Genomic DNA, 20,299 nt, shown 5'->3' with positions numbered 1-20,299 from the left:
TGCACTAATGTAACAATTTCTGGGTTGGCACTGCCTACTAAAAATCTGTTAATGAGAAAGGAACCTACTTGTAAGGGATCGTGTAATTGTTATTTTTGCGAAATGCTTATGCTCCAAAAAAACGACCTGTTCTTGCTATGTGCAGCTTTTGCACTGCTTTTCACTTCCTGCGATTCCTTCTTCAATGATGAGGAGGAGAAAGAGCCCTTGGCAAGGGTGGGCGATACCTACCTATATAAAGAGGACATTGCCACACTCATTCCAGATGACATGTCCAAACAGGACAGCACCTTGTTCGTGACCAATTACATCAACAATTGGGCCTCCAAACAATTGCTCCTGACCAAGTCCAAGATCAACCTGCCCGAAGGGAAACTGGCCGAATTTGACCGACTGGTGTCCGATTACCGCGCCGACCTCTATACCAGGGCCTACATTGAAGCCTTGGTGCTACAGGCCCAGGACACGGCCGTGACCAAAGGCCAATTGCAGCAGTACTACGAACAGGAAAAGGAAAACTTCAAACTGAACGAAAAGCTGGTACAATTACGCTTTGTGGGCATGCCGTCCCAGTTTATGGACAAGGACGGGGTCAAGTCCAGGATCCGATCGTGGAAGGACGAGGACAAAAGGTACTTGGATTCCATTGCGGTACAGTTCAAAAAAATACATTTCAACGATTCTGTTTGGGTAAGCGCTTCCAGGGTCATAGAGGAAATACCACCACTTACGCCCATGAACGAGGCCTCGCACTTAAAAAAATCACAATTTTTTGAGTTGCAAGATTCATTAGGGGTATATTTGGGCGTGATCAATAACATGCTGGAAGTCAATGATACAGCACCGTTTGAGTATGTGGAGCCGGACATCAGACAACTGATCCTGAACCGCAGACGTTTGAATTATGTGAAAAAACTGGAAACCGAGATTATAGATGAAGCCATTAAGAAGAAAGAATTTGAGGTTTATGACAAAGAATAACAAAGCACTTTTCGCCCTAGCGTTCCTTGCGATGTTCGGTTTTTCGAACGCTCAGGAAGAAAATGATGAGGCCCTTAGGGTGGACGTGGACACGACCACTTCCGTCAACAAGATAAAACTGGACGGGATTGCCGCCGTGATCGGCGATTATGTGATCTTGGAATCGGATATCGACAAAACACTGATCGATCTTCAAAGTCAAGGCGCCTCGGTTGAAGACATTACCCGTTGTGGCCTTTTGGGCAAGCTCATGGAGGATAGGCTCTATGCCCACCAAGCCGTACAGGACAGTTTGCTCGTCTCTGATGAGCAGGTGAATGCCCAGAGCGATAGACAGATCCAGCAATTGGTGGCCCAAGTGGGATCCATGGAAAAGGTCTTGAAGTTCTACAAGAAAACAGATGTGGAAAGTTTCCGTGCCGAACTCTTCGAGATCAACAAGCTTCGTATGCTTTCCGAAAAGATGCAGAGTAGTATTGTGGAAAAAATAGAGGTGACCCCTGAAGAGGTACGCCAGTTTTTCAACAAGATTCCGGAAGATGAGAGACCAGTTTTTGGGGCTGAGTTGGAAATTGCCCAAATTGTGAAGCAACCTGTAGCGCCAGAGGAAGAGAAACAAAAAGTCATCAACCAATTGAAGGAGATCAGGCAGGATGTGTTGGACAATGGTGCCAGTTTTAATGTAAAGGCAATTCTATATTCACAAGATCCGGGTTCCAAATCCAGAGGAGGATTGTACACGATGACCAAAGAGACCCAATTTGTCAAGGAGTTCAAGGATGTGGCCTTCAGTCTTCGCGAAGGTGAGATTTCCGAACCTTTTGAGAGTACATTTGGGTACCATATCATTTTTGTGGAAAAAGTAAGGGGACAGGAAAGGGACATTCGACACATCCTCATGATTCCGGAAATTCCAAAAGCCTCTGTGGACAAAGCAGTTCAGGAATTGGATTCCATTAGAAAACATATTTTGGACGGCAAGTATTCCTTTGCCGATGCCGCACTGAACTTTTCGGACGAAAAAGAGACCAAGTTTGACGGAGGACTGCTGCGCAACCCCATCAATTTTGATTCCCGTTTTGAACTTACCAAGATGGACCCCACGCTCTATAACCAAGTCCGTAACCTAAAGGATGGAGAGCTTTCCAGACCCGTTCGGGAAGATGACCCAAGGGGAGGGGCACCCAAGTTCAAGATCATGAAGATCTCCAACCGATATGATGAGCACAAGGCAGATTTTGCGAAAGATTACATCAAGATACAGGAACTGGCCCTAAGGGAAAAACAATTGAAGGCCATCAAAAAATGGATGGACGAGCATATTGAAGATACCTACATCCATGTCAACGTTGACAACAAGGGCTGCGATTTTACAAACAACTGGGTAAAAGAGTAGGTGCATGTCGGACGTAGTTGCGGTTGAAAATCTCGTAAAGAAGCACCAAGCCCTAAAAAAAGAGATTGCCAAGGTCATTGTGGGCCAGGATAAGGTGATTGAACAGATATTATTGTCCATTTACACCGGGGGGCATTCCCTGTTGATCGGTGTTCCGGGCCTGGCAAAGACCTTGATGGTCAACACCATTGCCCAGACCTTGGGACTGGATTTCAAGCGGATACAGTTTACCCCGGACCTTATGCCCAGTGATATATTGGGAAGCGAGGTATTGGATCAGAACCGTAACTTCAAGTTCATCATGGGACCTGTTTTTGGGAACATCATCTTGGCGGATGAGATCAACAGGACCCCACCCAAGACCCAGGCCGCACTTTTGGAGGCAATGCAGGAAAGGGCCGTTACCATCGCAGGAAAACAATACAAACTCAATAGGCCATACTTTGTATTGGCCACCCAAAACCCGATTGAACAGGAAGGAACCTATCCCTTGCCGGAGGCACAATTGGACCGGTTCATGTTCGCCATCGAGTTGAAATATCCCTCCATTGAAGAAGAGATCCAGGTGGTGAAATCCACCACATCGGACGAAGAAGTGAAACTGAACACCCTTTTTGATGCGGACGAGATCATTGCCGTACAGCATTTGATCAGGCGCATTCCCATCCCCGATAATGTGGTCGACTATGCCGTGCGGCTGGTCAACAGGACCCGGCCAGGTCAGGAAGGTTCATTGGATTTTGTCAACAATTATGTGGATTGGGGAGCTGGACCAAGAGCGTCCCAGAACTTGGTGTTGGCGGCAAAGGCCCATGCGGCCATCCATGGGAAGTTTTCTCCGGACATTGAGGATATCAAGGCCGTTTCCACAGGAATCCTTCGTCATAGGATCCTAAAAAACTACAAGGCGGAGGCCGAAGGCATTTCTGAGGAGAAAATAATCTCGGAATTGTTATAGATATCAAATCTTCACCATTTATTTAGGTCGATTCTAATTCCGAAATACCCTGTATTTTAGTAAATTTACCAAATTACTAAAATCTTAAAAATCGATTGTAGAATGGCATTTGATATTGACATGATTAAGGGCGTCTATGCTTCCATGGGGGAACGCGTGGAAAAGGCCCGTGAATTGGTTGGGAAACCGTTGACCTTATCGGAGAAAATATTATACTCACACTTATGGGACGGCACACCCACCAAAGAATTTACCAGAGGAAAGGATTATGTTGATTTTGCACCGGACAGGGTAGCCTGTCAGGATGCGACCGCTCAAATGGCATTGTTGCAGTTCATGCATGCTGGGAAGCCCAAAGTAGCCGTTCCGACCACCGTACATTGCGATCACTTAATCCAAGCTAAAGTTGGTGCCGAGGCGGATTTGAAAAGGGCCAACCAGACCAGCAACGAGGTTTTTGATTTCTTGGAGTCCGTATCGAACAAATATGGGATCGGATTCTGGAAGCCCGGTGCCGGTATCATTCACCAAGTGGTCTTGGAAAACTATGCATTCCCAGGAGGGATGATGATCGGGACCGATTCCCATACCGTGAACGCTGGCGGTCTTGGTATGGTGGCCATCGGAGTAGGTGGGGCAGATGCCGTGGATGTAATGTCAGGTATGGCGTGGGAATTGAAATTCCCCAAACTTATAGGGGTGAAGTTGACCGGTAAACTTTCCGGTTGGACCGCACCTAAGGATGTGATCTTGAAAGTGGCCGATATCCTTACCGTTAAGGGAGGAACAGGGGCCATCATCGAATATTTTGGCGAAGGGGCCACTTCCATGTCATGTACAGGGAAAGGGACCATCTGTAACATGGGGGCCGAAGTGGGTGCCACTACTTCCACCTTCGGTTATGATGAATCCATGGACCGTTACCTAAGGGCCACAAACCGTGCTGATGTTGCCGATGCCGCTTTGGCGGTAAAACAGCATTTGACCGCAGATCCAGAGGTGTATGCCAACCCAGAAAGCTATTTTGACCAAGTGATCGAGATTGATCTGAACACGTTGGAACCCCACTTGAACGGTCCTTTTACGCCAGATTTGGCCACTCCCATTTCCAAAATGGGCGAAGCTGCCAAGAAAAACGACTGGCCATTGAACGTTGAGGTTGGATTGATAGGGTCTTGTACCAACTCTTCCTACGAGGACATTTCAAGAGCGGCCTCTTTGGCCAAGCAAGTGGCCGATAAGAATTTGAAGACCAAGTCCCAGTTCACCATTACCCCTGGTTCCGAACAGGTACGTTTCACCATTGAGCGTGATGGTTTCATCGATACGTTCAATAATATTGGCGCCACTGTATTTGCCAATGCCTGTGGACCCTGTATCGGGATGTGGGACCGTTATGGCGATAAAGCTTCTGATGGACCCCGAAATACCATTGTACACTCTTTCAACAGGAACTTTGCGAAAAGAGCGGATGGAAACCCCAATACCTTGGCCTTTGTGGGCTCACCCGAACTGGTAACGGCCATTGCCATTGCCGGTAGGTTGGACTTCAACCCAGTGACCGACAAGTTGATCAATGAGGATGGGGAAGAGGTGATGTTGGACGAACCAAGAGGATACGAGCTTCCTCCAGAAGGCTTTGCCGTGGAAGATGCAGGTTATATTTCCCCTAAGGAAGATGGAAGCAGTGTGGAAGTCATTGTGGCCCCAGATTCAGAGCGTTTGCAGCTTTTGGATCCTTTTGAGCCCATTACCCCTGCAAGTCTGAAGGGAATGAAACTGTTGATCAAGGCCTTTGGCAAATGTACCACCGACCACATTTCCATGGCGGGACCATGGTTGCGTTTCAGGGGGCATTTGGACAACATTGCCAACAATACGCTTATCGGTGCGGTGAACGCATTCAACAAAAAGACCAATTTTGTCAAGAACCAATTGACAGGTGAATACGGAGGGGTTCCAGATACCCAGCGTGCCTACAAAAAGGCAGGTATCAAGACCTTGGTCGTGGGAGACCACAACTACGGGGAAGGTTCTTCAAGGGAGCACGCGGCGATGCAGCCAAGACACTTGGGTGTTGCAGCCGTATTGGTGAAATCCTTCGCCAGGATCCACGAAACCAACCTGAAAAAGCAAGGTATGTTGGCCTTGACCTTTGCCAAGGAAAGTGATTATGATCTGATCCAGGAGGACGATACCTTCAATTTCTTGGACATTGACCAATTTGCTCCGGACAAACCGTTGACCATTGAAGTGGTCCATGCCGATGGCAGTAAGGACACCATTATTGCCAACCATTCCTACAATGATGCACAGATCAAGTGGTTCAATGAAGGTTCTGCACTTAATTTGATCAAAAAAGAGAATGCTTAATTCTTTTTGAGATAATTCAAGAAAACTCCTGATATTGCCAAAATATCAGGAGTTTTAATTTTATATCCTAACTAAATGAAGATCAGTAAAAAGACCGTCCTCAACATTATATTGATTCTTGTTGTGCTCTCTTTTTTTGTTACCCCAATGGGACATTATGGCAAAATTTTACTCAACCGGATGTTTTCCTTTTCCCCACCAGTGATCGAAAAAGTGGAAAGAAAGCAGATTACCGATTATGATTGGAGGTTGAAGGATGCCGATTGGAATTTTTTCAATTTTGAAAGGTCCAAGGGAAAAGTGGTCTTCATCAATTTATGGGCTTCATGGAAACTTCCTTCGGAAGCAGAGCTTGCCAGTGTCCAGGAACTTTATGACAAGTACAAGGGCAAGATGGATTTCTACATCATCACCAACGAGAACAGACCTCCCGTGGAAGAGTTTATGGAAAAGCACGGGTTTACCTTTCCAGTGACCTACTTGATCATTGGGGACAAGATGCCCATAGATCCCAGTGAGGTACCTTCTTCTTATTTGATTGACAAGTCAGGGAACATCGTGATTCATAAAAAGGGGATCTCGGATTGGAGCACCAACAAGGTGTATGGACTACTGGATGAATTGATCTCTGAATAATCTACAATGAAACTTTCCAAGGAGCAGATTAGGAATGTCATATGGATATTGGTCCTTCTGCTCATCCTGTTTACTCCGGTTGGGTTTCATCTTCGTGTATGGGTCAATAAGGTGATCGCGGCCACCCTAAGTGCGGATGTGCTGGAGGATGATGAGCAGGTCACGCTCGAAGATTACCATTGGAACTTGGTGGATCTCCAAGGCAAGCGGACCGATTTTCAATCCACGAAAGGGAAAGTGGTAGTGGTGAACGTTTGGGCGACCTGGTGCCCTCCATGCGTGGCCGAGTTGCCAAGTTTTGTGAAGCTGTACGGCGATTATAAGGACAAGGTGGTCTTTGCCTTTGTGGCCAATGACAAAAAGGCCAAGGTGGAAGCGTTTCTGGAGAAAAAAGGATATGCACTGCCCGTGTATTTTCAGGTATCCGAAGCACCACAAGAATTGACCAACGGTACCATTCCCGTTACCTACATCATCAGTAAATCAGGAAAAATCGTGGTGGACGAAGAGGGAGCGGCCAACTGGAATTCCGAACGGACCCGTACACTGCTGGACGAGCTTATCGCCGAGTGATCTATTGTTTCTTAAAATATTTGAAGGGTACCACCAGCATCCCAAAACATTCCCCATCTTCCTTGCCCAGATGCTTATGATGCATTTTGTGCGCCCTTCTCACTCCCCTCGCGTACCAATTGTTGGCATTCCTGAGGAATTTGAACCGTTGATGGATAAAGATATCGTGTACCATAAAATAGGCAATACCGTAGGCCAAGATGCCAAATCCCAATGGCCAGCCATACCAGAACGAAGTGGCACTGCCCAAGTAGAACAAGGTCATGCTCACGGCGGCATAGAAAAGAAAAAAGGCATCGTTTCGCTCGAACCAGGAATCGTGGTCCTTCTTGTGATGGTCTTTGTGCAGGCTCCATAGAAAACCGTGCATCACATATTTATGGGTGAACCACGCCATGAACTCCATAAAACTGAAGGTGGCCAAAAAGATGAGTATCCAGAGCGCTATCTTCATTGTACCATTTGCAGTTTATAATTGAGGTATGAATGCGCCAACAGGCCAAATTTTTGATAGTTGGGCACTCGGATGCGAGAGTTCTTGATTTCCAGAGGGGGAGTGCCCTGTAGTTTTTGGAGCAGTTTTTTGTAGTATCGATAGGCTGTATAGACCCCAAACTTGGCCTGTTCCGGCAATTTGGTAATACCGGAATAGCCAAGGGCGAAATCCGCCTTGATCTCGTTCACGATGCGTTTTTTGGACTGCTCATCCAGTTCCAACAAGTTGGTGTTGGGAAAATAGGTGCGGTTCAGGTCTTCATAGTCGGCTTTGAGGTCCCGCAGAAAGTTCACTTTTTGGAAAGCGGACCCCAAGGCCATAGCCGATTCCTTTAGCTCTTCATATTTCTCCTTGTCCCCGTTCACGAACACACAAAGGCACATGAGCCCCACGACATCGGCAGAACCGTAGATGTAGTCCCGGTACTCATCAAAGGTTTCATAGGCTTTTTTGGTAAGGTCCATGCGCATACTCTTCATAAAGGATTCCACCAAGTGATGGGGAATGTCATATTTGTGATAGGTGTGCTGAAAGGAGTTCAGGATAGGGTTGAGGCTGATCTTGTTCTGGATAGCTTCTACCATATCCTTTTCAAAGGCATTGAACAGTTTCTCCTTGTCGTAGTCATGGAAAGTGTCCACGATTTCGTCCGCAAACCGCACAAAACCATAAATGTTGTAAATGTCGGTACGGATGGAGGGTGCCAACATTTTGGTGGCAAGTGCAAAGGAGGTGCTGTAGGACTTGGTCACAATTTTGCTACAGTGGTACGAGACGTCATCAAAAATAGTTTTCATTTTTTTACATCTTTAGTGATTAGATCGGCCACCAATTTTCCAGAGATCAGGGATGGTGGCACCCCCGGTCCCGGCACGGTAAGCTGACCGGTAAAGAACAGGTTCTTTACCTTACTACTTTTGAGGTTAGGTCGTAAAAATGCGGTCTGTTTCAATGTATTTGCCAAGCCATAGGCATTTCCTTTATAGGAATTGTACTGCTCCACAAAATCATTTACACAGAAGCTCTCCTTAAAGATAATGGTATTTTTTATCTGTTGATGGGTCAATCGTTCAAAACGGTCCATCACAATATCAAAATATTGTTCCCTCAACTCGGGTGTGTCCTCCAATCCGGGCGCGATCGGAACCAAGAAAAATCCGGTTTCACAACCTTCGGGGGCCATTGTTGCATCGGTCACGGAGGGGAAATTGGCATAGAACAAGGGATTGCTTGGCCATTGTGGGTCATCATAAATTTCCTGCGCATGCTTTTCAAAATCGGTGTCAAAGAAAAGATTGTGGTGCTCTATGTGCTTCAACCTTTGGTCGAAACCGATGTAAAACAACAGGGAGGAAGGCGCGTAGGTCTTTTTTGCCCAATATTCCTCGGAGTATTGTCTGTATTTTTTGTCCAACAAGGTTTCGGAATGATGGTAGTCCGCACCGCTGACCACATCGTCTGCCAAATGGTTTTTTCCCAGGCTACGGATACCGATGACCTGCCCATCGGACACCAAAATATGACTGACCGGACTGCTGGTATGGATTTTGACCCCAAGTTCTTCCGCCAAACTTTTCATGGCCTTGATGATTTCGTACATGCCCCCTTTGGGATGCCATGTGCCCAAACCAAAATCGGCAAAGTTCATAAAATTGTAAAAGGAGGGGGTATTGCTCGGTTTTGCCCCCAAAAAAAGGACCGGAAACTCCAACGTGGAAACGAGCTTCTGGTTTTTGAACCTTTTGCGGACCTCTTGGCTGATGGTCTTGAAAAACTGGTCTACCCGGAGCACCGTTTCCTTGGTGACCAGCTCCAAAGGCGAGAGGCCGGGCCTGAGCACCACCTTGTTGATGGCGATGTCATAATTTTCCTGTGCCTGACCGATAAATTGCCGTAGGGGGCCACTGCTTCCGGGCTCAATGCGTTCAAATTCCTCACAAATGGTTTCCATGCAGTCACCAATGGTGAGGGTGTCGTCCTCAAAAAATATCTTGTAGGCCGGGTTCAATTTGTCCAACTGGTAATAATCGGCAGTGGTCTTTCCGAAATCGGCGAAGAACTTGTCAAAAATATCGGGCATCCAATACCAACTGGGACCGATGTCAAAAGTGAAGCCATCTTTCACCAACTGTCTGGCCCTTCCTCCAACGGTGTCGTTTTTTTCAAAGACTTCCACCTCAAATCCGGCCTTGGCCAAATAACAGGAAGCGGACAGTGAAGAAAAACCGGAGCCTATGACAATTGCTTTTCTCATACAGGTTCCAGAAATTCTACGAGGTGTTCAATGGAGTTGAACAGTTTTACGGTATCGGGAAGCCCCTCTTTGTTGATATGTTGTATCTGATGCCCCAACGCATAAAGTTTGGAGTCCGGGGACATTTCCAGGACTTCGTTGAACCTTTTTAGGTAATCGTTCAGGTCGTGCTGGGTGGGAGCAACAGTGAAATAGGATATAAAACGGATGTTGTTGTAATACTTGAGCAGGTCCACCAAGTTTTCAATGGGCATGGTCTGGCCCAGATAAATCGTTTTGTAGCCCCGTAATGCAATCTGATAGTTGATGTACAACAATCCTATTTCATGGATTTCATTTTCGGGCAGGAACAGAACATACACCTTGTCCTTTCTTGTGGGCTCCTCAATTTGGAGCTGCTCGGTGTGGATATAGATTTTCTGCTTTATCAGGTTGGAAATGAAGTGCTCATGTGCCGGGCTGATGGTATTCGTTTGCCACAGAAGTCCCAATTCGTTCAGAAGAGGGATAAACACCTTATTGAAGATGTCGGTAAAGGTCCTGTCTTCCATCAAGTTGTTGTAGGTCTTCAGGAAAAGGGATTGGTCAAAGTTGAGCATGGCCAGTTTGAGGGAATTGAGCGCATGGCTCTTTTCACTGTTCTTGGCCACAATTTCCTTGACCAGTGCAGGTATCTTGGAGTCTTCCAGTTTGGCGATCTTCGAAATTTTGTAGCCGTTGTTGTAGAGCAAGGTAACGTTCAATAGTTTTTGCAAACTGGCAAGACTGTAGGTCCTGATATTGGTATCAGTCCTTTCAGGGTCAAAAAGATTGTACCTCTTTTCCCAGATACGGATGGTATGGGCCTTTATACCAGAAAGGTTTTCCATATCCCGAATACTGAAAGAGTTTTTTACACTGTTCATACTTTTAAAGTAAACGTTAAACAAATTTACAATTAAAACAATGTCAACCTATTATTTTATCATAAATTTTGGATTCTTTCATGACAATGGTCAATATTCTGGAAAAGAGATCGGGAATCTGTGGGTAGTTGGGGGCCAAAAAAGAAAAAACCGCAAGAGATTGCGGTTTTTTTGTGCCCACGACTGGATTCGAACCAGCACGTCCTTACGAACACCACCCCCTCAAGATGGCGTGTCTACCAATTTCACCACGTGGGCGGTTGAAATTTTGGTTTGCAAATATAATCGTTTTGATCAATAAAGATAGGCATGATCCATGTTTTTGCATTTTTGGGTCGAAGGTGAATGGAATCGTACCAAAGCAACTGAGAAACTTGTTTTGAATGTGGTCCATTTTTCACGGAAAGACGCGTAAAGTTTACAATATCATAATACGGGCCGACCCTTATTTTTATGAAATTTGTCGCTGATGATAGAGCGTCAGAACGATACAATAACCCCCGATGGGCTCGCCAAACGTATCAACGATTCGAACAGTAATGCATTCAATACCCTGTTCGGAATGTTGTGGGAACCCATGTACACCCATGCCGCTTCTTTGGTCATGAACGACTCCATTGCCAAGGACCTGGTCCAAGAGGTTTGGATCGACTATTGGCAACGGAGGGAAGAAGTCGAGATCCATAACATCAAGTCCTACCTGTACAAGGCCATCCGCTTCAAGTGTTACAATACGCTGAGGGATACAAAGTTCAACCAGACCCAGATAGAAGCGGCCAATGCGGTGTCCGTGACATCCGATGTGGAACTCGAGGAAGATGTGACGGAACTCCACAGACGCATCAACAGTGCCATTGCCGAACTTCCCAACAGATGTCAGGAAGTATTTCGGCTGAGCAGGATCAACCACGTCAGCAACAAAGAAATTGCGGAAAAGTTGAACATTTCCCAACGTTCGGTGGAAAACCAGTTGTCCTTTGCCCTTCGGAGACTTCGCAAAGAGATATCCACTGTTAAGGCATTGTTCTTTTGAACCACCTCTTTTTTTATCTAAAGGTTAACAGGTCCTCCCCAACATTAAGCAATTATTAAACTCGAACATTCCAATGTGCGTACCACTTCGTTTTTGGTACTTCTTATTGAAACGAGCACACAATGACTGAAAAAGAGATCAAGGGATTGATGGAGAAATACCTCAATGGAACGATCACCAAAAAGGAAGAATCCCTTTTGGAATTGTTCGATATCGATCTGTTGTCCAAAAACCATGGCAAAATAGCCCATGGTCCAGCCCATAAGAAAAGAGTGGCCCAAAAATTGGCACAGAGGACCAATCGTCAGGAAAGGCCGATTTACAAATGGGCCAAGGTCGCTGCATCCATTGCCGTATTGATCGGTGTTGCCTATACCGTACATGTCAATACAAGGGTTGAGGAGAAAATCGAGCCCATTGTGGAACTCACAAAGACCACGAAATGGGGGCAGAAACTAAATATCACCTTGGCCGATGGTACCCGGATCCGATTGAACTCGGGCAGTACCATAACCTATCCGGACAGGTTTGAAGGTACTGTTCGGGAAGTGGTATTGGAAGGAGAGGCTTTTTTCGATGTGGCCAAAAATCCCAACAAACCATTTGTCATCAAATCGGGCGAAGTGCTCACCACCGTCTTGGGGACCTCATTCAACATCAACACCTATGCGGATAGCGAACAAATAGCCGTGACCGTGGCCACAGGAAAGGTGAAAGTGGCCTCCCAAGAGAACGAGATACACCTTGGTCCCAACGAACAGGGTGTTTTTGACAAAAAGACCAAGACCATTTCCAAAAAGGTAACGGACATCACCACTTTCTTGAACTGGAAGGATGGGATCATACATTTTGAGGATACCCGCCTGGCCAACGTGGCAGAATCCCTTGAGCGGTGGTACGGTGTCACCTTTGTCTTTGAAAATGGAAATGTGGGGGACTGCCATGTCACGGCCACCTACAGCAATGAATTGTTGTCGGCAGTTCTGGAAAGCATTGCCTATGCGAAAAAAGGATTGCACTATGAATTTCTGGAGAACAATACCATCTTGATAAAAGGAAGATGCACAGACTAAAACTGAACCAACAAACCAGCCTATGAGATAGAACGACCAGACAAAAAAAACAGCCCATAACACTTTGGCGAGCGGATATAGGCTGTCAGTCCGATGATTACAAATACTTATAACCATTTAATCATGATGTGAAATTATGAATTCACTAACTATTAAACAATTAATCAAGTTGACATTCCAAACATTTTGCTACCTCATGATCTTGGCGCTACTGAATCCAGTACTGGCCGCTGATGTCCGGGGACAGAAACTGGAAAACTACAAGGTGGACCTTTCCGTGACAGATGCCACGGTGGTAGAGGTCTTGAAACAGATAGAGGAACAGACCAGCTTCAAGTTTGTGTATGACAGGAAGGTGGGAAGATTGCACAATACCTACGACATTGCCTTTCGGAATGTATCCCTACGTTCCATTTTGGAGCTGATGGCGAAAGATGCCGACCTCACTTTCAGGAGGATCAACCACACCATCTCCATCGATGTGAAACCAAAGGCCCCAGTAGTGGTGGTTGAGGTGGCTTTCATCACCGTGACTGGCCAGATCACGGATGAAAATGGCGTGCCTTTGGCAGGAGCTTCCGTTTTGGAAAAAGGCACAGGAAATGGCACCATCACCGATTTTGACGGTAATTTTTCCATTGATGTCGAAAGCGATGCCGTTCTCCAATTTTCCTATTTGGGATACAAGTCCCAAGAGGTATCCGTAGGGGGTAGGACTTCCATCAATGTGCAATTGGAAGCCGATGCCACCCTTTTGGAAGATGTGGTGGTAGTTGGTTACGGTACCCAAAGAAAGACAGATGTTACCGGTTCCATTGCCTCGGTGGATAGCGAGGACTTCAACAAAGGGATCGTGATGAACCCCGGACAATTGCTCCAAGGAAAAGTGGCCGGGGTCAATATCTCCAATGTAAGTGGAGAGCCAGGAGCTGCGCAGGATGTGATCATCCGTGGTGTGGGCAGTATGCGTTCCGGCACAACTCCCTTGTACGTTATCGATGGTTTTGCGTTGGACAATTCCAGCACGGGAGTGCCCACCAACCCATTGAACTTCATCAACCCACAAGACATAGAGAGCATTGATGTGCTGAAAGATGCTTCCGCAGCCGCCATTTATGGGTCTAGGGCCGCCAATGGGGTCATCGTCATCACCACCAAAAAAGGCAAGGTGGGAAGGACGCAGATGGACCTGACTGTTTCCACAGGATTTTCAACGTTGGCCAACAAGGTGGATATTTTCAATGCAGATGAGTTCCGAAGAGAAGTTGTGGCCGCAGGCGGCAATTTGGAAGATGGAGGGGCGAACACCGATTGGCAGGACGCCTTGACCCGAACCGGATTTTCAAAAAATGTGAACTTTTCCATGAGCGGGGCCAGTGATAAGTTCACTTATCATGCCTCCTTGGGTGTGAACGATCAACAAGGTATTTTAAGGTCCAATGATCTGAAGCGCTATTCCGGTCGTTTGAACTTGACCCAAAAAGCACTCAATGATCGTTTCAAGGTAGAATTCAATATGACCGCCAGTAGGACGGAGAACAAAAGGGCCGATGCGAGATCCATTGTGGGTGACATGCTACAGATGAACCCTACTTTGCCACTATATGTGGACGGGATGCCAAGTCCTTTGGACAATAGGCTAAACCCACTGATCCGTGAACAAATTTATAGTGACGATGCGTTGAACCACAGAATCTTGGCCAACCTGTCCCCATCCATTGAGATTGTCAAAGGATTGACCTATAAATTGAACTTGGGCGTGGATTATTCCACCACCAATAGAGATGTGCAGTTTATGCCCTTCTCCCAATTGGAAGGCTACCTTTTGGGAACCCTGTCCAGTGCGTTCACCACCAATAGGAACAGCCTTATCGAGAACACCCTTACCTACGATTACAGTACCGATAGGCACCACCTTACCTTTTTGGCAGGACATACCTACCAAGACACCTATGTGCACCAACGGGTTTTTGAACTGGAAGGTTTTTCCAACAATGGGATAGATCCCAAATACCAAGATCAGATCAGTGGGGAGAGCAACCAGACCTATATGAACACCTTCGCCACCGAGAACGAATTGCAGTCCTTCTTTGGGCGGGTCAACTATGGGTTTGATAACAAATACCTACTGACCGCGACCATGAGGGCAGATGGTTCCTCCAAGTTCGGGGGCAACAACAAATATGGCTATTTCCCTTCTGTGGCCTTGGGTTGGAACATCATGAACGAAGATTTCCTGAGCTCCAACACCACCATCAACAATTTGAAACTAAGGGCCAGTTGGGGTAAGACAGGAAACCAGGAAATCCCATCCAAGATCACCAAACTTAGCTATACCGATAGCAAGGACAACAACGATTCGTACCCGATCAATGGGGATGAAAGCTCCATCGAGGACTATCCCTACGGTACTATCTTTACCCGTTTGGCCAATCCCGACATTCAGTGGGAGGTCTCCCAACAGACCAACATAGGTCTGGATTTTGGACTGTTCAACAATCGTTTGTCCGGTACCTTGGATTATTTCAACAAGGTGTCCGAGAACATTTTGTTGGAAGTGACACCGGCGGATCCTATTCAGCCTACGGCCAAATATTGGACCAATATTCCCGGCATGGAAATCAAGAACAACGGTATCGAGTTCGCTTTGGATTACCACAGTGGTTATGACAAGGACTTTTCCTATAACATCGGTGGAAACTTGGCCTACACCAAAAACGAAGTGGCCAATTCCCCCTATAAGGTATTGACCACGGGTGCGGCCCAAGGAGCGGGCCAAACAGGTGCGACGATCAATGGAAACATCAACGGGGAGCCCATCGGGTCTTTTTACATGCTCGAATTTTTGGGCATTGGTGAAGATGGGTTGAGCATCCATTCCGATGAAAGAAGTGTCGTGGGATCGGCCCTGCCCGATCTGATCTATGCCTTCTACCTCAATTTCCGTTACAAGAGCTTTGACTTGGGCATGAACTTCAATGGCGTTTCGGGCAACAAGGTGTATAACCACACCGCCATGAGCCAGTTCACCAAGGGACTGTTGGCCTCTAATTTCAACACCACTTCACTGGCCACCCAGTTTCCCAATGAGGACATCACCAATTCAAATACCGTATCCACCCGCTACTTGGAAGATGGGGATTTCCTTCGCCTGAACAATGCCACTTTGGGCTATAGTTTGGATCCAGCGTACATCGGATTGGATGGTTTGGTCAATGGCATCCGTTTGTCCGTCACCGGTCAGAACCTCTTCGTGATCACCGATTACAGTGGTTATGACCCAGAGATCAATTCCAACCTGACCATCGATGGCATCCAGACCTTCGGGATCGATTACTTCAACTATCCCAAGACCAGGACCATTGTATTTGGCTTAAACGTATCATTCTAATCTAAAAAAGATTCATAAGATGAAAAATAAAATCATAATAGCACTTTTCGGTATTGGACTGTTGGCAAATTTCAGCTGCACCGATTTGGAAGAAGATGTGATAGACGAATCCCTGGAGGGAAGTGGGCAGGCAGAAGCCGTGAGTGGTGCCATAGCCCCGGCCTATGGCCAAGTGGCATGGGTATGGAGGCACACCAATTATTATGGGCTGCAACTGATCGCTGCCGATGAGGCCATTTTGCCTTACCGTGGGGGAACCGACTGGTATGATGGTGGGCGGTTTCTGGAGACCCATTCGCATACCATTGCCCCAGGAAACGATTTGGTGGGAAGTTCATGGAACGAGGTCACCAGGAACATCTCGAGGGCGTTGTCGGCCATTGAAGTATTGAGACCTTTGGCAGAAGCTGGCGACACCCAGGCCGAAGGGGCACTCTACGAAATGATAGCATTGAGGGCCTACATGAACATGTTGATGTTGGACAGCTGGGGACTGGTCTTTAAAAAAGAGGTTTCCAATGAAATTTCAGAAATCTTGAGAGGTCAAGAGGCCGTTGACTATATCGAAAGTGAATTCCTTTCCGTGGTGGATGTGATCAATTCCAGCAAAGGGCCGGGTAGGATCACGCAAGCAGCGGTTTGGGGCTTTTTGGCACGATTGAACCTCAATGCAGCGGTATATCGCGACCCTTATGGAACCCCGAATTTTTCAGCAGAGGAAATGGACAATGTGATCGAGTATACGGACAACATCATCAATTCAGGGGCATTCTCCCTATCCCCGGAATATTTTGACCTCTTCAACGATGACAACAATTCCAATCCCGAACTGATCTTTGCCGCCGACCAACGCGGTGTCATGAACAACGAGCATAGCCGATGGGCCTATTGGTCCCTGGCAGGTTCTTGGTTTCCAAGGCCAGAGCACCCAAGTGCGGACGGTACCGATGGGCCGGCCATCACTTCTGATTTTTACCAAACTTGGGTCGATGCCAATGGCAGTGAAGATCCAGCAGAGGCCGATGCCCGATTTTTTATGGAGAACCAGCTCATCCCAGCGGAACTGCAAGACTTGACAGGAGTGACCCCCGAAAATGACGAAGACCATTACTATTGCATGTCCGCTGAAGATTTTGAGATCAATAGGGGAATCATCAGAGGTGTCATTTGGGGACCTAGAAAAGACGAAAATGGAAATTTTATGACCTGCGATGGAGGTTTTCGTATCTATCCTGTGATCCAGACCAAAGGAAATGGCCCGGACAAGGATGTGGATTATGTGGACCATACCCTGCAGGTGGATTTTACCAACCAAGGAAGATTGCACCGAAATGGGTACAGGGTTTCCAAGTACCAGTTTAGCCGTACCTCTCCCAATGGGAACAACTACAGCAGCGTGGATCTTGTGTTGATGCGTTTGGCAGAGATCTATTTGATGCGTGCAGAGGCCAAGTTGAGAACCGGGGACAATGCAGGGGCCTTGGCCGATGTGAACTTTGTGAGGGCATCAAGGACAGCCCGTCCCGATCAGACCCCGGCAGCTTTGGGGTCCATGGATCTGGACATCCTTTTCCGGGAGCGTGGGTTCGAACTTTACTGGGAAGGTTTTAGGCGTAGCGACCAAATCCGTTTTGGCCATTACGAAGACACTTGGACAGAAAAAACCGATGCAGATGTGCACCATAGGCTGTTCCCCATTCCACAGAATGCCATTGACGGGGCATCCAATGCACCAGGTTATTTGGAACAGAACGAAGGATATTGATGCTTCAATACTAATATAGCATATGCGGCAGGAGGAGTTTTCCGCTTGCCGCATATTTTTTTAATCAACAAACCAATATGAACACACATTGGAAATTTATGGCCATGGCCCTGTTAATGGGGACTGTGGGTTGTACTACAGGTACGAAAGAGGAAAAGGATACAGAAACCACCACAGAGGAACCCTTGAACATCATTTTGATGATAGGGGATGGTATGGGCGTTCCCCAAGTATCCACTGCCTACTATTTTGGTAACGGAACACCCAATTTTTCACGCTTCAAGCATATCGGATTGCACAAGACGTCCGACAAAAGCCATAGGATCACCGATTCGGCAGCAGGCGCGACCGCCTTTGCCATTGGCCAAAAAACCTATAAAAGGGCCATAGGTGTTTCGGTGGATACCATACCTCAAGAAACCCTTTTGGAACGGCTTCAAAAAGAGGGCTATCAAACCGGTCTTGTCAGTCTGACGACCATTACCCATGCCACGCCGGCCAGTTTTTATGCCCATGTAAAAGATAGGGACATGCATGAGGAAATCGCTTTGCAATTGGCCACGGCCAAGGTCGATTTTTTGGCAGGTGGCGGAAAAAAGTTCTTCAATAAAAGGACGGACGGCAAAGATCTTTTTAAAGTCTTGGAAGACGAAAATTATCACTTGGATACCTTGGAGCTTTCCAAGCCCGATGCAGGGAAAAGAAATGCATATCTTCTTGCCGAAGAAGGTGTCCCCTCAAAAACAGAAGGAAGGGGAGAGTTTTTGGGTGATGCCACCGCTCTGGCCCTCGATTATTTTGGACAAAATGGAAAACCATTTTTTCTGATGGTGGAAGGTTCCTATATTGATTGGGGAGGACATGCCGAAGATGCCGAGATGATGGTTTCCGAAGTGCTGGACTTTGACAAGACCTTGGGTACCGTGTTGGATTATGTAAAGGCTCATCCCAATACCCTGTTGGTGGTCACCGCCGATCATGAGACGGGAGGTGCCAGCATTGGAAAGTTCTATGAAGTGGATGAAAGTACGGGAAACAAACAGGAAGTCCCCGATAAGGTCTCGGTCAATTTCAATACCGATCAGCATAGTGGCGAACTGATCCCTGTCTTTGCTGCGGGCCATGGGGCCGAAATTTTTCAGGGCATTTATGAAAACAACGAAATTTACCATAAGATCCGTCAAGCGATAGATCAAAAAAAGCAATAACATGAAAGGAACAGTACAGGCCGCAATGCTCATCATAGGGCTTTTGTGTGCACAAGTGGTCGTCAACGCCCAAGCCAACTACAAAGTCCATTCCCATAACGATTACGTGCAGGAACTGCCCTTTTGGTATGCCTATAGCAATGGGGCCGAATCCATTGAGGCCGATCTGTTCCTCAAAAATGACACCCTTTACGTGACCCATGCCGAGAAGGAAATAGAGCTGGGAAAAACTTTTGAAAAATTGTACTTGGACAAGCTCAACAGCTTGGAAAAATCCAAGGAATTGAAGGAAGTGCAATTGCTCATCGATTTGAAATCGGAGGCATACGCTACCTTGGACAAACTCATTGAGGTCCTGGAAAGCTATCCACTTTTATTGAAAGCGGACAAAGTGAAATTTGTGATCTCGGGGAATCGACCACAGCCCGATGCGTATAAAAATTACCCGGATTTTATCTGGTTCGATCATCAAAACTTGGACGAGTTGGACAAAATCGATTTGGATAAAGTGGCTTTGGTCAGTGTAAGTTTCAAGCAATTTTCGGTTTGGAACGGATACGGAAGAATGGTGGCCTCGGAGCAGGAAGCGGTACAGGCAGCCATACAAAAGGCAAAAGCAGCCGGAAAACCTTTTCGCTTTTGGGCCACGCCCGACACCAAGACCGCATGGGCCCGCTTGGCGGACCTAGGGGTGGATTTCATTAATACGGACAAGCCGGCCTTGGCCAAACCTTATTTGGACCAACTCGAAAAAAATACCTTCAAGTTGCAACGGACACAGGAGGTATACCAACCAGTATTTGAATATGATGCAGATTCCAAACCCCAAAATATCATCCTGATGATAGGGGACGGCAACGGATTGGCACAGATCACTTCGGCCATGATCGCCAACAGGGGAAACCTCACCATGACAGAAATAAAAAACATCGGACTCGTGAGGACCGCTTCCCAGGATGACCTGATCACGGATTCCGCTGCAGGGGCTACGGCCATGGCCACGGGTCAAAAAACCAACAACAGGGCCATTGGGGTTGGGCCCGATGCGAAGCCACTGACCAATCTCGTGGATGTGGTGACCGGGAAAGGTTTTAATACCGCAATTGTTTCCACGGATGCCATATATGGTGCGACCCCTTCCTCTTTTTATGCGCACCGCATTGAAAGGGATGACACACCGGGCCTTGTTGCCGATCTCAAACAAAGCCCATTGGATTTTTTCATGGCAGGGGGCAAAAATGAAGAAAATCAAATCAA

Annotated in this window: 15 protein-coding genes, 1 tRNA gene and 1 pseudogene; 12 read left to right on the top strand and 5 right to left on the bottom strand. The window is 46.9% G+C overall.

The window, feature by feature from the left end; all coding sequences use genetic code 11:
* Positions 1-108: 108 nt before the first annotated feature.
* The 6 genes from DB398_RS17500 to DB398_RS17475 all read left to right on the top strand — a co-directional run bounded on the left by DB398_RS17500 (position 109) and on the right by DB398_RS17475 (position 6,917).
* On the top strand, positions 109-981 hold the full coding sequence (locus DB398_RS17500; RefSeq protein WP_234416372.1) for a peptidyl-prolyl cis-trans isomerase: 873 nt from the start codon (positions 109-111) through the stop codon (positions 979-981).
* Complete coding sequence (locus DB398_RS17495) at positions 968-2,377, top strand: peptidylprolyl isomerase (protein WP_108425753.1); 1,410 nt, start codon at positions 968-970, stop codon at positions 2,375-2,377. Before DB398_RS17500 ends, DB398_RS17495 begins: the two co-directional genes overlap by 14 nt.
* A gap of 4 nt (positions 2,378-2,381) precedes the next feature.
* Entirely contained in the window at positions 2,382-3,335 is a 954-nt protein-coding gene (locus DB398_RS17490) for an AAA family ATPase (RefSeq protein ID WP_108425752.1), read from the top strand.
* 102 nt (positions 3,336-3,437) lie between these two features.
* Positions 3,438-5,708: an aconitate hydratase gene (locus DB398_RS17485; RefSeq protein ID WP_108425751.1), complete on the top strand. Its 2,271-nt coding sequence runs from the start codon at positions 3,438-3,440 to the stop codon at positions 5,706-5,708.
* Positions 5,709-5,783: 75 nt separating this feature from the next.
* Entirely contained in the window at positions 5,784-6,344 is a 561-nt protein-coding gene (locus DB398_RS17480) for a TlpA family protein disulfide reductase (protein WP_108425750.1), read from the top strand.
* Positions 6,345-6,350: 6 nt separating this feature from the next.
* Complete coding sequence (locus DB398_RS17475) at positions 6,351-6,917, top strand: TlpA family protein disulfide reductase (RefSeq protein WP_108425749.1); 567 nt, start codon at positions 6,351-6,353, stop codon at positions 6,915-6,917.
* 1 nt (position 6,918) lies between these two features.
* Here DB398_RS17475 and DB398_RS17470 read toward each other — a convergent pair whose 3' ends face one another.
* The 5 genes from DB398_RS17470 to DB398_RS17450 all read right to left on the bottom strand — a co-directional run bounded on the left by DB398_RS17470 (position 6,919) and on the right by DB398_RS17450 (position 10,830).
* On the bottom strand, positions 6,919-7,371 hold the full coding sequence (locus tag DB398_RS17470) for a sterol desaturase family protein (protein WP_108425748.1): 453 nt from the start codon (positions 7,369-7,371) through the stop codon (positions 6,919-6,921).
* Positions 7,368-8,210, bottom strand: coding sequence for a phytoene/squalene synthase family protein (locus tag DB398_RS17465; RefSeq protein WP_108425747.1), 843 nt, complete (start codon positions 8,208-8,210; stop codon positions 7,368-7,370). Before DB398_RS17465 ends, DB398_RS17470 begins: the two co-directional genes overlap by 4 nt.
* Positions 8,207-9,667 (bottom strand): phytoene desaturase family protein, encoded by a 1,461-nt coding sequence (locus tag DB398_RS17460; protein WP_108425746.1) that lies wholly within the window; start codon positions 9,665-9,667, stop codon positions 8,207-8,209. The genes DB398_RS17465 and DB398_RS17460 overlap by 4 nt, the downstream gene beginning before the upstream one ends.
* Positions 9,664-10,572 carry a MerR family transcriptional regulator gene (locus DB398_RS17455; RefSeq protein WP_108425745.1) on the bottom strand — a complete coding sequence of 303 codons (909 nt, stop codon included), beginning with the start codon at positions 10,570-10,572 and terminating at the stop codon, positions 9,664-9,666. The genes DB398_RS17460 and DB398_RS17455 overlap by 4 nt, the downstream gene beginning before the upstream one ends.
* Positions 10,573-10,746: 174 nt before the next feature.
* Positions 10,747-10,830, bottom strand: a tRNA-Leu gene (locus tag DB398_RS17450).
* Positions 10,831-11,041: 211 nt separating this feature from the next.
* Between DB398_RS17450 and DB398_RS17445 the strand changes: the two genes are divergently transcribed.
* The 6 genes and pseudogenes from DB398_RS17445 to DB398_RS17420 all read left to right on the top strand — a co-directional run.
* On the top strand, positions 11,042-11,605 hold the full coding sequence (locus tag DB398_RS17445) for an RNA polymerase sigma-70 factor (protein ID WP_108425744.1): 564 nt from the start codon (positions 11,042-11,044) through the stop codon (positions 11,603-11,605).
* A gap of 122 nt (positions 11,606-11,727) precedes the next feature.
* A complete protein-coding gene (locus DB398_RS17440) occupies positions 11,728-12,678 on the top strand; it encodes a FecR family protein (protein WP_108425743.1) in 951 nt (316 codons plus the stop codon).
* 196 nt (positions 12,679-12,874) lie between these two features.
* On the top strand, positions 12,875-16,069 hold the full coding sequence (locus DB398_RS17435) for a SusC/RagA family TonB-linked outer membrane protein (protein ID WP_234416371.1): 3,195 nt from the start codon (positions 12,875-12,877) through the stop codon (positions 16,067-16,069).
* Between the two features lie 19 nt (positions 16,070-16,088).
* A complete protein-coding gene (locus DB398_RS17430) occupies positions 16,089-17,834 on the top strand; it encodes a RagB/SusD family nutrient uptake outer membrane protein (protein ID WP_108425741.1) in 1,746 nt (581 codons plus the stop codon).
* Between the two features lie 77 nt (positions 17,835-17,911).
* Complete coding sequence (locus tag DB398_RS17425) at positions 17,912-19,042, top strand: alkaline phosphatase (protein ID WP_234416370.1); 1,131 nt, start codon at positions 17,912-17,914, stop codon at positions 19,040-19,042.
* A 1-nt stretch (position 19,043) separates the two neighbouring features.
* Positions 19,044-20,201, top strand: a pseudogene (locus tag DB398_RS17420) (alkaline phosphatase); the annotation flags it as partial.
* Positions 20,202-20,299: the final 98 nt, after the last annotated feature.

This window comes from Flagellimonas amoyensis, from assembly GCF_003058265.1.
Classification (GTDB): Bacteria; Bacteroidota; Bacteroidia; order Flavobacteriales; family Flavobacteriaceae; genus Flagellimonas; species Flagellimonas amoyensis.
Note: the sequence above shows the minus strand (reverse complement) of the source record. Positions and strands in the feature narration are given on the sequence as shown.

What these genes read in the sequence shown, in the direction of transcription:
- DB398_RS17500 (WP_234416372.1), top strand. Translation starts at nt 109, where the DNA reads ATGCTCCAAAAAAACGACCTGTTCTTGCTATGTGCAGCTTTTGCACTG.
- DB398_RS17495 (WP_108425753.1), top strand. Translation starts at nt 968, where the DNA reads ATGACAAAGAATAACAAAGCACTTTTCGCCCTAGCGTTCCTTGCGATG.
- DB398_RS17490 (WP_108425752.1), top strand. Translation starts at nt 2,382, where the DNA reads ATGTCGGACGTAGTTGCGGTTGAAAATCTCGTAAAGAAGCACCAAGCC.
- DB398_RS17485 (WP_108425751.1), top strand. Translation starts at nt 3,438, where the DNA reads ATGGCATTTGATATTGACATGATTAAGGGCGTCTATGCTTCCATGGGG.
- DB398_RS17480 (WP_108425750.1), top strand. Translation starts at nt 5,784, where the DNA reads ATGAAGATCAGTAAAAAGACCGTCCTCAACATTATATTGATTCTTGTT.
- DB398_RS17475 (WP_108425749.1), top strand. Translation starts at nt 6,351, where the DNA reads ATGAAACTTTCCAAGGAGCAGATTAGGAATGTCATATGGATATTGGTC.
- DB398_RS17470 (WP_108425748.1), bottom strand. Translation starts at nt 7,371, where the DNA reads ATGAAGATAGCGCTCTGGATACTCATCTTTTTGGCCACCTTCAGTTTT.
- DB398_RS17465 (WP_108425747.1), bottom strand. Translation starts at nt 8,210, where the DNA reads ATGAAAACTATTTTTGATGACGTCTCGTACCACTGTAGCAAAATTGTG.
- DB398_RS17460 (WP_108425746.1), bottom strand. Translation starts at nt 9,667, where the DNA reads ATGAGAAAAGCAATTGTCATAGGCTCCGGTTTTTCTTCACTGTCCGCT.
- DB398_RS17455 (WP_108425745.1), bottom strand. Translation starts at nt 10,572, where the DNA reads ATGAACAGTGTAAAAAACTCTTTCAGTATTCGGGATATGGAAAACCTT.
- DB398_RS17445 (WP_108425744.1), top strand. Translation starts at nt 11,042, where the DNA reads ATGATAGAGCGTCAGAACGATACAATAACCCCCGATGGGCTCGCCAAA.
- DB398_RS17440 (WP_108425743.1), top strand. Translation starts at nt 11,728, where the DNA reads ATGACTGAAAAAGAGATCAAGGGATTGATGGAGAAATACCTCAATGGA.
- DB398_RS17435 (WP_234416371.1), top strand. Translation starts at nt 12,875, where the DNA reads ATGATCTTGGCGCTACTGAATCCAGTACTGGCCGCTGATGTCCGGGGA.
- DB398_RS17430 (WP_108425741.1), top strand. Translation starts at nt 16,089, where the DNA reads ATGAAAAATAAAATCATAATAGCACTTTTCGGTATTGGACTGTTGGCA.
- DB398_RS17425 (WP_234416370.1), top strand. Translation starts at nt 17,912, where the DNA reads ATGAACACACATTGGAAATTTATGGCCATGGCCCTGTTAATGGGGACT.